Consider the following 13169-nt stretch of genomic DNA (forward strand, 5'->3'; position numbering starts at 1 on the left):
GCTAGGGTAAAATCCCTAGCCTTTTTGTTTAATCGAGATGCTGTGCTTTTGTTTTTAAAGATGCTAAAAGCCTTTTTAATGACTGGTCACTCGCATCTGCATTTTCTACATTTGCAACCCACTTTGCAGCATCGGCACGTGCATATTCCAAAATTTGTTGATCCATCGTTAAATCAGCAATTTTAAACTCAGGTAGCCCACTCTGTTTCACACCTAAGAAGTCTCCTGGTCCACGTAAGCTTAAATCTTCTTCCGAAATCACAAAACCATCATTGGTCTCTGTCATAATCTTCATCCGTCCAACCCCTGTCTCGGTCTTAGGATCAGCGATTAAGATACATGTAGATGCATGTGAACCACGCCCAACACGTCCACGCAATTGATGTAACTGAGAGAGCCCAAAACGATCTGCATCGTAGATTACCATCGCTGTTGCATTTGGTACATTTACCCCCACTTCTACAACAGTTGTTGATACTAAAACTTGCAACTCATTTTTTGCAAATGCTTCCATTACCTCTTCTTTCTCAACTGCATGCATTCGCCCATGAAGTAAGCCTACTCGCAATGGAGCTAACTGTGTTACCAATTGTTCATATACATCTTGAGCATTTTGCAAATCAATCTTCTCTGACTCCTCAATCAATGGGCAAATCACATAAGCTTGTCTTCCTGTTTTACATTCTTTTTTGATAAAGGTGAGTACCTTTGACCAATGATCTTTCTTCACCCAATGTGTCTCAATCGGTTGACGGCCTGCAGGCATCTCATCAATGATAGAAACTTCCATCTCACCAAAATAAGTGATCGCTAATGTTCTTGGGATTGGCGTAGCCGTCATACAAAGGACATCTGGTAGAAAGCCCTTTTCACGTAGTGCTGTTCGCTGTTTTACCCCAAATCGATGTTGTTCATCGGTAATGACTAATCCTAATTTCTTAAAAGCAACACTTTCTTGGATTAATGCATGAGTTCCCACAACAACATCTGCTAAACCGATTTCAATCTGCTCAAGCACAGTTCGTCTCTCTTTGGTACGCATGCCACCAACCAGAGATACCACTTTTAAACCATGTGTCTCTAACATCTGTCGCAATGATTTAGCATGTTGTTCAGCTAAAATTTCTGTTGGTACCATCAAAGCACCTTGATAGCCACTCAACCACACAGCATAGAGGGCAATTGCAGCAATCACAGTTTTTCCTGAACCTACATCTCCCTGTAATAACCGATTCATTGGTGTATTAGCACGCAGATCCGATATAATCTCCTCCATGACACGTTTCTGAGCTTTTGTCAAAGGGAAGGGCAAGCTTTCTGTTAAATGATCTATTTGTTTCATTGGAATCTGATGTTGAATTCCCTTTAATTGCTGCTGGTTTGTTTCTTTTAACCAGAAGATTTTGCATTCATAAAGAAAAAGCTCTTCATAGATCATTCGACGGCGTGCTTGATAAAGCTCCTCTCGGCTCCGCGGGAAATGAAGCAGATACATGGCTTTAGCTCGAGAAAGGAAGTGATATTGTACACAAATCTCTGCCGGTAAAATCTCTTCAATCTCACGTCCAAAATGTACAAATGCTTGATAGACTAACTTTCGAATCGTTTTCATCTTAATACTTTGACTCAAGGAATAGATCGGTTCAAATTGCCCTAAAAACTTCTCTTGTTCTGCTTTGGAAAGAAGTGTTCGGGAAACTGTTATCTGTAACCTTTCTCGATCCCATCGACCTGCAACAGCTATTTCTTTTCCATCTGTTAATTTGTCTTTTAAGAAATGTTGATTAAACCAAACAAGCTGAACAGTTAACCCATCTACTTGACATCGCGCAACTAATCGCGACTTCTTTTTACCTAACCAACGAAGACTAGGTTGTCCTACAATCATCCCTTGAATGGCTACTTTTTCATCTTCAACTGCCTGTGATAAGTCAGAGAGACGCATATCTTCATATCGAAACGGAAAGTAAGTGAGCAAATCCCAAATCGAGTTAATTTGAAGTTGTTGTAACTGTTCAATCTGTCGATTTGTTATTTCTGGCAGTTCCCTCAGTTGCATTTTTTCAAGTTGACTCATGATTTAATCCTCCAGCAATACGATTACAACGCCTGTCGCATATGGTCCAAGATGAGAAGAGACAGTGGGACCAAAATTTGTGATCACATGATCTTCAACTTGATACTGCTCTTTTAGTATACGAAGCCATTCTTCTCCTTCTTCTCTGCGTATGCCAGACAGGATTCCAATCTGAACACGACTTTTTGGAGGAAACTCATCAGATAAAAGAGAAAAAATTCGCCTTGCTGCCTTTTTACGCCCTCTCACACGATCAATTGGGATCACAGTTCCTTCTTCGTTTAAAGAGATAATCGGTTTAATATTTAGTAATGATCCAATCAGTTTGGAAGCTTTGCCAATCCGCCCTCCTTTTTGTAAATATTCTAATGTATCTACATAAGCGTACACACGTAGATTTTTCTTTGTTTGGTTCGCTATTTGCACACATTCATCAGTCGATTTTCCTTCTTTGGCTGCACGTGCAGCATTGATTACCATTTGTCCCATTGCAAATGTAACACTTTGGGAATCTAATGTTTTAATCTTTATATCCTTATACTTTTCTTGAACCATTTGCGCAGCTAATGTTGCTGATTGATAAGTACCACTTAACACAGAAGAGACATGGATCGACAAAATCTCCTTTGTCCCTTGTTCAATCATTGCTTCAAATGATTGCATAAAATCATTTGGTGAGGGCTGTGATGTGGTAGCGATATGATCAATTTGCTCAATTTTTTGGTAAAATTCTTGTGTATTTATATCTACTCCGTCTAAATAGCGATTACCGTCGATTTGTACCTTTAGAGGGACGACCCAAATTCCTAATTCATTGACGATTTCTTGAGGTATATCAGCAGTGCTATCGGTTAATATCCGAACTATTTTCTCCATTATCTCAACAACTCCCATAAAACAAGATTGCTGTTTTACTCAACAGCAATCACAAAATAATAAAGCGGCTGATTTCCTGCATGAAGTTCAATCTCTTGATCTGGAAATTGTTCTTCCAATCGTTTTCCCCACTGGACTACTTCTGTTGATTGTAAATCTTCGCCATAGAAGATTGTGATCATTTCTGCATCCTCATCAACCATTTCCCCAAGTAAAGCCTCTGCCGTTCGATAAATATCTTGCCCAACATGACGAATCGTTCCATCGGCAATGCCAAGATAATCGCCCTTATGAATCGATAATTCACCAATGCTTGTATCACGGATTGCATATGTTACCTCACCTGAACGTACACGCTGGATTGCTTCTTTCATTTGTTTTTGATTTACTTCCCAATCTTCGTCAGAACGATAGGCAAGCATAGCTGCTAATCCTTGTGGAATGGTTTTGGTTTTAAGCACAATAATGTTTATATCTGTTAAATGTTTTACTTGCTCAGCTGTCATAATAATATTTTTGTTATTAGGCAGTATGACAACTTCCTCTTTACCGATTTGTTTTACTGCTTTGGTTAACTCATCTGCACTCGGATTCATCGACTGTCCACCTTCAACTACAAGATCGACTCCGATGCTTTGGAATACCTTTGCAATACCTTGTCCAGTTGTAACAGTGAGAAATCCTCGTCCCTTGCTCGGCGTTGGTGGATGAGTAATTTTTTCATGCTGCTTGCGCATATTATCAATCTTCATTCGGGTTAGGTCACCATATTTCATCGCGTAATTTAAAACATCACCAGGATGTTCTGCATGAATATGAACTTTTACCCATTGCTCATCAGCTACAACAAGCAAAGAATCACCAAATGATTGCAATTCTTGGCGGAATTTTGGCTCATCAAAAAGCGTAGTAGGTCTCCTTGTGGTATGCAAATCAATTAAAAATTCTGTGCAGTAACCGTATTCAATTGTTTGAGGATCAATTTTCTCCTGATGAGATTCATGAATAAATTCATCTGGTTCGCCAAAGAATTCTTCTTGCTCCAATTGATAATTCCCTTTTAATGCACTTAACATTCCTTGATAAATATAAACTAACCCTTGTCCTCCAGCATCTACTACACCAGTCTCTTTTAATACAGGTAACAGATCTGGTGTCTTGGCAAGTGCGACATTTGCAGCTTGATAAACAGTCTCCATCATCTCTTCAAGAGACTGTTTTTTCCACATTTGCATTGAAGCAGCTTCAGCAGCCATGCGGGCAACGGTTAACACAGTACCTTCCACAGGCTTCATCACCGCTTGATAAGCAGTTTCTATCCCTTTTTGCAATGCAAGGGCAAACTGTTTTGTACTCACTGATGTTTCTGTAGAAATGGCTTTCGAAAAGCCTCTAAACAATTGGGATAAGATAACCCCCGAATTGCCCCGTGCCCCCATTAAAAGCCCTTTGGAAAGAGCTACAGCCAAATCGCCAACCGAATCAGCCTTACTTCGTAACATTTCTTGGACACCAGCTTGAATCGTTAGGCTCATATTGGTTCCTGTATCTCCATCGGGAACTGGAAAAACATTTAATGCATTTACTGTTTGGGCTTTTTTTTCTAGATTATGAGCACCTGCTTGCATCATTTGCATAAATTGAGCTGCATTGATCTGCTCCATTTTTCTCCCCCCTTTGCCCCCTATACATTTAATCTCCTTTTAACAATCGCACTCCCTGAACAAAAATATTAATCTCTTTCACATTGAGACCTGTCATTTGTTCAAGTGTATATTTCACTTTTGATTGAACATTACTGGCTACTTCTGAAATTTTTGTTCCATAACCGACAATGATATACAGATCGACTTGGACATCCCCTTCGTCTACCTTTACTTCAATTCCCTTGCTAAAATTTTCTCGTCGCAATAGCTCTGTAATTCCATCTTTCAACTGACTTCTGGATGCCATACCTACTAATCCATAACAATCCATTGCAGCAACACCAGCGATTGTGGAAATCACCTCTGTTGTAACCTCTACTTGTCCTAAATCATTCATAATTTCAACGCTCATGAAATACCCTCCTCAGTTGAGGTGATTGATTGAAATCATTGTACACTAACAGTTCCTAGAAAGAAAGCAAAGCGATCCTAGACAATGATCGATTCTTTATGCTATAATGCACGGGTGTCTAAGTGTAAACGGATTTTGATTGGAGGTGGACAACATGGCACGTCGTTGTTATGTCACCGGCAAAAAAGCGATGTCTGGAAACAATGTGAGCCACTCTCACCGTAAAACCCGTAGAAAATGGGGCGTTAATGTTCAAAAAGTACGGATTATCGATGAGAATGGGAAGCCAAAGCGCGTCTATGTAAGCGCAAAAGCTTTGAAATCAGGAAAAGTAACCCGCGCCTAAGTTGCAGCGGGTTTTTGACTGAAAATATCCCAAAAAATTGAAAAAGCACTACTAATTAAGCAGTGCCTTTTCTTCATGTATTATTCTTTTTTTCCAAACATACCGATCAAGACCTTTACCATCCCGCCGAGGAACCTTGGAAGCTTGATGGTGTAGAACTTCACCTCAATTCCCCCTTCATTCATATAAACCCCTCACTTATCTATATTCTATAGAGTTTCAAGTGTACCTAGAACAAAGAAGAAAATTTATCATCTAACAGAATTTTTTTGGTCTCCTGCGCTTTCAATAATCAAACATGTGCCAGATGTCCATTCTACCCCAGCTACATCATCCACCCATTCATTTGAAATTCCACGACTATCAGATCGATAAAGCGTTGCATCTTTTAATGGATATTTTAAACCCTGATTCGTAACACCTTTTAATTCAGGGGAAATCGGAATTAAAGATAAATAGTGAAATTGATTACGAAGAAATGTAAGTTTTGTTGGACCTTGACATAATTGAATTCGATTATGATTGTGATACATGATGGCATGACAACCCCGCGCTGCAACCATTTCTAATAAATATAAGTTAGCCAAAGCATGATCGATCCTTGGACCACCCCATAATCCAAGTAATAACAGCTCATCTGATTGATCGCAGGCAATTTCAATTGCATATTGGGTATCACTCATATCTTTTTCACTTGGCAAGATTACCATCGATACCTCTAGTTCCTTTAATTTCTGCTGATCAGTTAGACTAAGGGTGTCGAAATCGCCTACTACTTCAGTTGGTATGATCCCTTCTTGTAGCAGACTCTCTGCTCCACCATCAACAGCAATAATCTTATCATCGGATTGTATTCTTTTTACATCGATTGAACTCAATTCTCCGCCTGCTACGATCACAATCCGTTTCTTCATGAAGACCGCCTACCTTCTTAGTTCTGAAATAACCTGTTTTCGATCCGCTTGTCCAAAGATTGCTGATCCAGCAACTAAAATGGTCGCTCCTTGCTTCGTCACCAATGATGCCGTCTGCTCGTTGATTCCACCATCGATTTCGATCTCAACATGTTGTAGACCTTTCTCATCAAGCATGGAGCGTAATGCACCCACTTTTGGAATGACCTGTTCAATAAATGACTGACCACCAAAACCTGGATTTACCGTCATTAATAATATAAAATCAACATCGCTTAAAACCGGCTCTATCGATGAGATTGGTGTGGCTGGATTTAAAACAACACCTGCCTGAACGCCTTGATCTTTAATATGATAAATGGTTCGATGCAAATGAGGACATGCTTCTTGATGTACGGAAATCAAATCGGCACCACTTTTGACAAAGTCAGTAATATAACGATCCGGTTCTTCGATCATTAGATGAACATCGAGAGGTAGTTTTGTATGAGGGCGAATGGCATCGACTACTAAAGCTCCAAAGGATATATTCGGTACAAAGTGACCGTCCATCACATCAACATGAATCCAATCCGCACCTGCTTCTTCTACACTCTTCACCTCTTGTTGCAAATTTGCAAAATCTGCTGCTAATATTGAGGGGGCGATCTTAATAGACATTTTTAATATCTCCTTTGTTTATGAATCTCTTCAGCAAATTGTAGATAGTGCTGATATCTTAATTGATGGATGAAGCCGTTTGACACAGCTTCTCTTAATTCACAGCCATCTTCTTGTGTATGTGTACAACCTCGATACTTGCAATACTTGACATACTGGAGAAACTCAGGAAATGCATAAACAAGCTCATCGATTGGAAATTGAAACTGCAATTGACTAAATCCTGGTGTATCTGCAACTTGACCACCAGCAGGGAGGGAAAGCAGCTCAACTTGGCGAGTCGTATGGCGTCCTCTACCTAAACGATGACTTACCCTTCCTGTTTCAAGTTGCAGTTCAGGGATCAGCACATTTAACAATGATGACTTTCCAACACCTGATTGACCTGCAAAGACAGTTGTATGACCTCTGAGTTGCTCTCGAAGCTCCTCCACTCCTTCTCCTGTTTCTATACTGGTGATGATCATCATATAGCCTGCATGACCATAAATCTCTTTTATCTCATCAATTATACTTAGATCATGAATCAAATCACGCTTTGTCAAACAGATTACAGTTTCTAATCCGGCATGCTCTGTTTGTACCAATAAACGATCGAGGGGCATTGGACTAAAATCAGGCTGCACCAATGAACATACCACAACGGCTTGATCAACATTGGCAATTGGCGGTCGTAGCAGTTCAGTCTGACGGGGTTGAACAAAGGTAATCACGCCCTCATTCAACCCCGTCACATCAAACTGCACCCAATCACCAACAAGCAGCGATTTTTGTTTCTTTTTAAATTTAAAAATACCACGTGCACGGCATTGAATTACCTCTCCTGCCTTAGTTTGTACGTAGTAAAAGCCACTGATTGCCTTTATTATTTGACCATTGGGCATAAAAGACCTGCTACTCAATTTTTGAGAGTAACAGGAGTGCACCTCCTTTGCTTCAATCCAGTTTCTTTTTCATTCAAACCGACCATCAATACATCACATTCAATCTTTCAATTCAAGCATTTTTACGAAGACGGAGGAGGGGTTTGGCAGTTGCCTGAAGAGCCAACACTGATCCACAACTTTACGGTCCCACCTTTTTCAATGGGGGACCCCGGTTGTGGATACTGTGCCATGATTTTGCCTCGCTCAATGGTATTACTCGTCCAACACCGACTATTGCTTACATCAATCGTATATTTATCAGCCAATTCAGCCTTTTTCTGTTCAACCCTTGACTGCCACATACCAATAAAGTTTTCAACTTGTGTTTGTTCATTGGAAATATTAACGTAAAGCTTCACCTGGGTATCGGATGTTAGAGATTCTCCCTTTGCCGGTTCTTGGCTATAGACGACCCCATTTTTATACCCGTCTTTTTTTTTATATGTGACAGATATATTACTATCACTAATTCCTTTTCCAGCTAACCATTTTTTTGCTTCTTCTTCTTTCATATTTTCCAGATCAATCATTGTTGATTCTTTTTGCTGTTCCTGTTGAGTTTGATTTCCACTCGTTTGATCATCGCTGCTAGGTGTGAGCAAATTCCATATCGTGGTTAATCCCCAAACAGATAAACCGCCAATGATTGCGATTGTTAGTAGACCAAATAAAAACTTTTGCCACCAAGGTAGCTTCGCTTGAAAATTATCGAGATAAGTGATGGTACGTTCTAAAAAAGTTTTATCTTGGTCACTTGGTACGCTACGTAAACGTTCAAGGTTCAACATTGTCTGATCACCAATCTTACTCGAAGAAGATTGGTCCGATTTTACTCGATTCTTTGATGCTTTTCTCCGCTCGCTATTACGAAGTGGTGATTTAAAATCTGGGTATTGTTTTTCAGCAACATCAACTGCTTGCTCTGCCTCTGTGTCATCATCAAGTGAGAGAGGAATCGTTTGAAAAAACTCTTGTTTTGGTTGATGTTGTTTACTCCAACCTGAATCTAGAGAAGCTGCATAGCGTATATCTTGCATCATAGCTTTAACAGATGTATAACGCATCCCAGCATCTTTTTCCATCGCTCTTATGACGATTTTTACCATATTTTCACTAATTGAAGGATTAAATTCTCGTGGATCGGGTACTGGATCTTGTAGATGTTTTAAGGCAATACTAATCGCAGCATCACCATCAAAAGGAAGCTCACCTGTTAACATTTCATACAGAACAACACCTAATGAATAAATATCTGATTTTTCCCCAACGACTCCACCACGAGCCTGTTCCGGTGAAAAATAATGAACAGACCCCATGACTGATCCTGTTTGTGTAATTGTAGACGAACTAGCAGCACGCGCAATTCCAAAGTCAGTCACTTTTACTCGACCATTACGACCGAGCAAGATATTATGTGGTTTAATATCACGATGCACGATTTGGTTCTCATGAGCATGAGCTAAACCATCACAAATCTGTGCCGCGATATCCCCTGCTTCTTCCATCGAAAGGGGCCCATTTTCCAAAATATGTTGCTTCAATGTAGAACCCTCTACGAGTTCCATTACTATGTAATGGGTGTATCCTTCTCGACCTACATCATATACGTTAACAATATTTTGATGTGACAAACTTGCAGCTGCCTGGGCTTCGCGATCAAACCTTCGAACAAACTCAGAATCATTACTGAGGGAATCACTTAATACTTTGATCGCTACTGGACGATTTAGCAATCTGTCAATCGCTTTATAGACAACTGCCATTCCACCACCGCCAATACGGCCAAGTATTTCATAACGTCCCCCGAGTTTCTTCCCTTCCATCTGCATGGTCACCTCGCTCCTCCTCAGACATAGTTAAGATTTGGTTGACCTTTGTACATGTTCTAGAAGAATCAAGGAGATATTATCTGCACCCCCAGCATCCAAAGCCAAATCAATGAGACGATCTGCTTTCTCTTCCATATTTAGCTGGGAAGAAGTCAAAACAAGTCCTATCTCTCGATCACTTACCATTGATGTCAGCCCATCAGAACATAGTAACATGATATCTCCTTCTCTCCAGGGAGTATCAATCAAGTCAACCTCTACGCTTTCATTTGTTCCAACTGCCCTTACGATCATATTTCTTTTTGGATGATTTCGAGCCTCTTCTTCAGTAATCTGACCATGCTTTCTCAAAATGTTGACGAATGAATGATCTTCCGTAAGCTGATAAAGACCACCTTTATGCAATAAATATGCTCGACTATCGCCAACATGTGCGATTACAAGTAAGTCTTCTTCTGCGATCACTGTTACAACAGTACAGCCCATTCCCTGCAATTTACCATTTTTATTCGCTAAATCATAGACTCGTTTATTTGCTTTCTCAATAGCTGTAGAAAGCTCATCAATCTTACTTTGTGTGGAAAGACCTGGGGGTAAACTACCGAGATTTTCTTTCATAATTTGCACAGTTTCTTGACTGGCGATTTCTCCAGCATTATGCCCGCCTAAACCGTCCGCAACCACACCGATTACGACTCCACCATTTGCTTGGTAGAGACCGACACAATCTTCGTTGTGATCCCGTACTTTCCCCACATGTGATCTTTGTACCATTTTCATTTCGGTCACCCCTTTCCTTTCTCACTCAATGTCTCATCAAACCTACACTGATAATCCTTGTTGCTGCGCATGTTTTGACCGAAGTTGTCCACATGCAGCATCGATATCATGTCCGTGTTCACGACGAATTGTCGTTTGAACATGGTAGGATTCGAGGATCCGTTTAAATGTAAAAATACGGTTTCGCGGGGTACGTGTATATCCTCTCTCTGGTACATAGTTAACGGGTATTAAATTGACCAAACATTTAAACCCTTGTAAGAGCTGACCCAGTTCATGTGCATGTTCTTGATGATCATTTTTTTCATTGATCAATGCATATTCAAAAGTCAGCCTTCGGCTGGTTTGTTCCACGTAATAATGACAGGCTTTCAAAAGCTCTGACAATGGATATCTTCTGCTGACTGGCATTAACTGACGGCGCAATTTCTGATTAGGCGCATGGAGAGAAATTGCCAACCCAATTTGCCAATTTTCATCTGTAAAGCGATAGATATTGGGAACTATACCACTTGTAGAGACAGTAATATGACGCTGACCAATCTGTAGACCATGTGGATCAATCATTGTACGCAAAAAGCGAATGGTCTGATCATAATTTTCAAATGGTTCACCAATCCCCATTATCACAATCGAGCGAACTCGCTGATTTTGCTTTGTTAAATATCGCGCTGCCATGACTACTTGCGCCGTAATTTCCCCTGCTGTCAAATTACGCTTCAAACCTCCCAAAGTAGAGGCACAAAAGGTACAGCCAATCCGGCAACCTACTTGCGTAGTAACACAAACGCTATTCCCATAGTCATGACGCATGATCACAGTCTCAATCGCATGCCCGTCATGAAGGGAAAATAAAAATTTTATCGTTCCATCTGTTGATTTTTGAATTGTTATGGTATCAAGAGACTGGATTTCGAATTGTTCATCCAATTTTCCTCTTAATTCTTTTGAAAGGTTGGTCATTTCGGCAAACGATTTCACTTGCTTTTGATAAAGCCAATCCATTAATTGTTTTGCTCGCCAAACTGGTTGATTTTCTTTCTGTAGCCATTCTTCCCATTCATGAAATAGTAAATCATATGCCAATTTTTTCATTACAATCGTCACCTAGTCTCTACAAGAACTCTCAAATTAGCGATTAGATAGCTTACACAAAATTCCCACTAACAAATAAATAAAGAGACTTATAATTTAATCCCCATAAAAACTTTTTATATTATATCAGTCTTAGATTACAATGAAAAGAAGAAACCTTGAACAGAATGTAGAGCATTGGTTGTTTTAACAAACGAAACTCGATGCAAATTTTTCAAGAGTACGCCCACTTCTATAAGCAGGAGATGGATAAGGAGTGATTCGGCATCTCATGTGGGAATACTTGGTTTTTATCAGAATGGTATCATCTATTTGAATTGGTGGTAGTAGTTCAAATTAACTATATTCATCCTTTTATTGATTATGAAATTTAGCTGTGAGTTTCAAACTGCAAAGGATACACACAGTTGCCGCGTCTGCTAACTTTAAAATAGTTATTCAACTCACTTTATCTATAGAAAGACTTTCTACACATGTTACATGTATAGAGTGTGCACAGTAGTGAATGTCTGGACCTTACTACACTGACGCGGCTCGTGTGCCTAATCTAAGAATCTAAACCAAAACGGCGAATATGAATTTTATAGACGAGCTGAATGGGGATATTAGCAAAGTTGTGACTCCAATTATGCTGACGATAAAAACCAGGATGAAAGGCATAGACATGAGCACCTAGATTAAAAATGTCTGTCTGATATTGACGTTGAGCGCGATTGATTACTCTTCTTGCTAATTCATGGTATTTGCTGCGGATTTTCTGTTCAATTCTAGGAATGGTTTGGCGTTTAGAGAGGTTTAAGTTACATGTCTTTTCAACAATTTCTCCTTCTATCTCAATTGCAATGCGAACCATACGATTTTTTATTACTGAAATATCTTTTTCTATATCAATGGGACGAAATTCAATTGTTCCCTTTTCCCCCGCCCCTGTACTACAATTAATCTTAATTGGATCTCCAAATTTTTGTTCGCGAATTTGCAATAACGGGGTAGCTTCAATTGTATTTAATCGACCTATCTTGCGGTCTTTTTTAAATAATGAGATCCCAACCCACCTATAACCTTTTTTATTCATCACTAATTCATTTAAAATCGGTTGACGCTTTTTATTTTCAATATCGCTCACCAAATCTGCCAAGATAGTAGATGTCATACTTTTAAAAGTGATCCCCGTCTGAATCATACTATCGATAAATGTACTATTGATTTTATCCATTTCAATCGGATGATTTAAGATATCTTTTGCCTTTCCACTTGTTGTAACCATTTTTACTTTTCGTGAGACATCAGGAGTTCTCATTAATAAATCAAGAAAACGGTATACTCCGTCTTTTGCTACATCTTCGCCAAAAATAACTACTCGCAAATGTCCCAAAAATAATCGACGGTTCACTTGCTCTTGTAATTTTGCTATCATTTGCGTTAGTGAACTACCTGTTTCAGAAAAAGTTTCAACAGCTTTTCCTCCGCCTCCACCTGCTTTTCCACCAACTATATTGATGGGTACTGGCATTTGAATCGTCAATTCAAATTCCTTTCCTTTCTTATCGATCCCCATTGCGATGACTTGGTTCCGATCTTCAATTTCTTCCATATCCCAGCATCCTA

At 39.6% G+C, this 13169-nt stretch carries 13 protein-coding genes; 1 reads left to right on the forward strand and 12 read right to left on the reverse strand.

Annotation, left to right across the window (positions count from 1 at the left end; genetic code table 11):
• Positions 1-28 precede the first annotated feature (28 nt).
• The 4 genes from recG to BUB71_RS04600 are packed head-to-tail and all read right to left on the reverse strand — an operon-like array spanning position 29 to position 5011.
• Complete coding sequence (recG, locus tag BUB71_RS04585) at positions 29-2077, reverse strand: ATP-dependent DNA helicase RecG (RefSeq protein WP_073153010.1); 2049 nt, start codon at positions 2075-2077, stop codon at positions 29-31.
• A gap of 3 nt (positions 2078-2080) precedes the next feature.
• Entirely contained in the window at positions 2081-2953 is an 873-nt protein-coding gene (locus tag BUB71_RS04590) for a DegV family protein (protein WP_073153014.1), read from the reverse strand.
• Between the two features lie 35 nt (positions 2954-2988).
• The gene (locus tag BUB71_RS04595) at positions 2989-4617 is read right to left on the reverse strand and encodes a DAK2 domain-containing protein (RefSeq protein ID WP_073153018.1); all 1629 of its coding nucleotides are present in this window, start codon (positions 4615-4617) and stop codon (positions 2989-2991) included.
• 28 nt (positions 4618-4645) lie between these two features.
• On the reverse strand, positions 4646-5011 hold the full coding sequence (locus BUB71_RS04600; RefSeq protein ID WP_073153022.1) for an Asp23/Gls24 family envelope stress response protein: 366 nt from the start codon (positions 5009-5011) through the stop codon (positions 4646-4648).
• 154 nt (positions 5012-5165) lie between these two features.
• Between BUB71_RS04600 and rpmB the strand changes: the two genes are divergently transcribed.
• On the forward strand, positions 5166-5357 hold the full coding sequence (rpmB, locus tag BUB71_RS04605; RefSeq protein ID WP_073153025.1) for a 50S ribosomal protein L28: 192 nt from the start codon (positions 5166-5168) through the stop codon (positions 5355-5357).
• Positions 5358-5437: 80 nt separating this feature from the next.
• On the opposite strand, the gene spoVM is transcribed toward rpmB, so the two are convergent.
• The 8 genes from spoVM to BUB71_RS04645 all read right to left on the reverse strand — a co-directional run bounded on the left by spoVM (position 5438) and on the right by BUB71_RS04645 (position 13155).
• Positions 5438-5542: a stage V sporulation protein SpoVM gene (spoVM, locus tag BUB71_RS20335; RefSeq protein WP_073153028.1), complete on the reverse strand. Its 105-nt coding sequence runs from the start codon at positions 5540-5542 to the stop codon at positions 5438-5440.
• Between the two features lie 66 nt (positions 5543-5608).
• Positions 5609-6271, reverse strand: coding sequence for a thiamine diphosphokinase (locus tag BUB71_RS04615; protein ID WP_073153032.1), 663 nt, complete (start codon positions 6269-6271; stop codon positions 5609-5611).
• Positions 6272-6280: 9 nt separating this feature from the next.
• Positions 6281-6931: a ribulose-phosphate 3-epimerase gene (rpe, locus tag BUB71_RS04620; RefSeq protein ID WP_073153036.1), complete on the reverse strand. Its 651-nt coding sequence runs from the start codon at positions 6929-6931 to the stop codon at positions 6281-6283.
• 2 nt (positions 6932-6933) lie between these two features.
• Entirely contained in the window at positions 6934-7815 is an 882-nt protein-coding gene (gene rsgA, locus BUB71_RS04625; RefSeq protein WP_073153039.1) for a ribosome small subunit-dependent GTPase A, read from the reverse strand.
• Positions 7816-7937: 122 nt separating this feature from the next.
• Entirely contained in the window at positions 7938-9680 is a 1743-nt protein-coding gene (pknB, locus tag BUB71_RS04630) for a Stk1 family PASTA domain-containing Ser/Thr kinase (RefSeq protein WP_245815538.1), read from the reverse strand.
• Positions 9681-9713: 33 nt separating this feature from the next.
• The gene (locus tag BUB71_RS04635) at positions 9714-10466 is read right to left on the reverse strand and encodes a Stp1/IreP family PP2C-type Ser/Thr phosphatase (RefSeq protein ID WP_073153047.1); all 753 of its coding nucleotides are present in this window, start codon (positions 10464-10466) and stop codon (positions 9714-9716) included.
• A 42-nt stretch (positions 10467-10508) separates the two neighbouring features.
• Positions 10509-11561, reverse strand: a complete 1053-nt coding sequence (gene rlmN / locus BUB71_RS04640) for a dual-specificity RNA methyltransferase RlmN (RefSeq protein WP_175552285.1) — start codon at positions 11559-11561, stop codon at positions 10509-10511.
• 547 nt (positions 11562-12108) lie between these two features.
• Positions 12109-13155 (reverse strand): Ger(x)C family spore germination protein, encoded by a 1047-nt coding sequence (locus tag BUB71_RS04645; RefSeq protein ID WP_245815525.1) that lies wholly within the window; start codon positions 13153-13155, stop codon positions 12109-12111.
• Positions 13156-13169: the final 14 nt, after the last annotated feature.

Source organism: Seinonella peptonophila (genome assembly GCF_900129355.1).
GTDB lineage: Bacteria > Bacillota > Bacilli > Thermoactinomycetales > Thermoactinomycetaceae > Seinonella > Seinonella peptonophila.

Coding starts and splice junctions, on each gene's coding strand:
- rlmN (WP_175552285.1), bottom strand. CDS start 11,561: ATGAAAAAATTGGCATATGATTTACTATTTCATGAATGGGAAGAATGG.
- BUB71_RS04635 (WP_073153047.1), bottom strand. CDS start 10,466: ATGAAAATGGTACAAAGATCACATGTGGGGAAAGTACGGGATCACAAC.
- recG (WP_073153010.1), bottom strand. CDS start 2,077: ATGAGTCAACTTGAAAAAATGCAACTGAGGGAACTGCCAGAAATAACA.
- rpmB (WP_073153025.1), top strand. CDS start 5,166: ATGGCACGTCGTTGTTATGTCACCGGCAAAAAAGCGATGTCTGGAAAC.
- rpe (WP_073153036.1), bottom strand. CDS start 6,931: ATGTCTATTAAGATCGCCCCCTCAATATTAGCAGCAGATTTTGCAAAT.
- BUB71_RS04590 (WP_073153014.1), bottom strand. CDS start 2,953: ATGGAGAAAATAGTTCGGATATTAACCGATAGCACTGCTGATATACCT.
- BUB71_RS04595 (WP_073153018.1), bottom strand. CDS start 4,617: ATGGAGCAGATCAATGCAGCTCAATTTATGCAAATGATGCAAGCAGGT.
- pknB (WP_245815538.1), bottom strand. CDS start 9,680: ATGGAAGGGAAGAAACTCGGGGGACGTTATGAAATACTTGGCCGTATT.
- BUB71_RS04600 (WP_073153022.1), bottom strand. CDS start 5,011: ATGAGCGTTGAAATTATGAATGATTTAGGACAAGTAGAGGTTACAACA.
- spoVM (WP_073153028.1), bottom strand. CDS start 5,542: ATGAATGAAGGGGGAATTGAGGTGAAGTTCTACACCATCAAGCTTCCA.
- BUB71_RS04645 (WP_245815525.1), bottom strand. CDS start 13,155: ATGGAAGAAATTGAAGATCGGAACCAAGTCATCGCAATGGGGATCGAT.
- BUB71_RS04615 (WP_073153032.1), bottom strand. CDS start 6,271: ATGAAGAAACGGATTGTGATCGTAGCAGGCGGAGAATTGAGTTCAATC.
- rsgA (WP_073153039.1), bottom strand. CDS start 7,815: ATGCCCAATGGTCAAATAATAAAGGCAATCAGTGGCTTTTACTACGTA.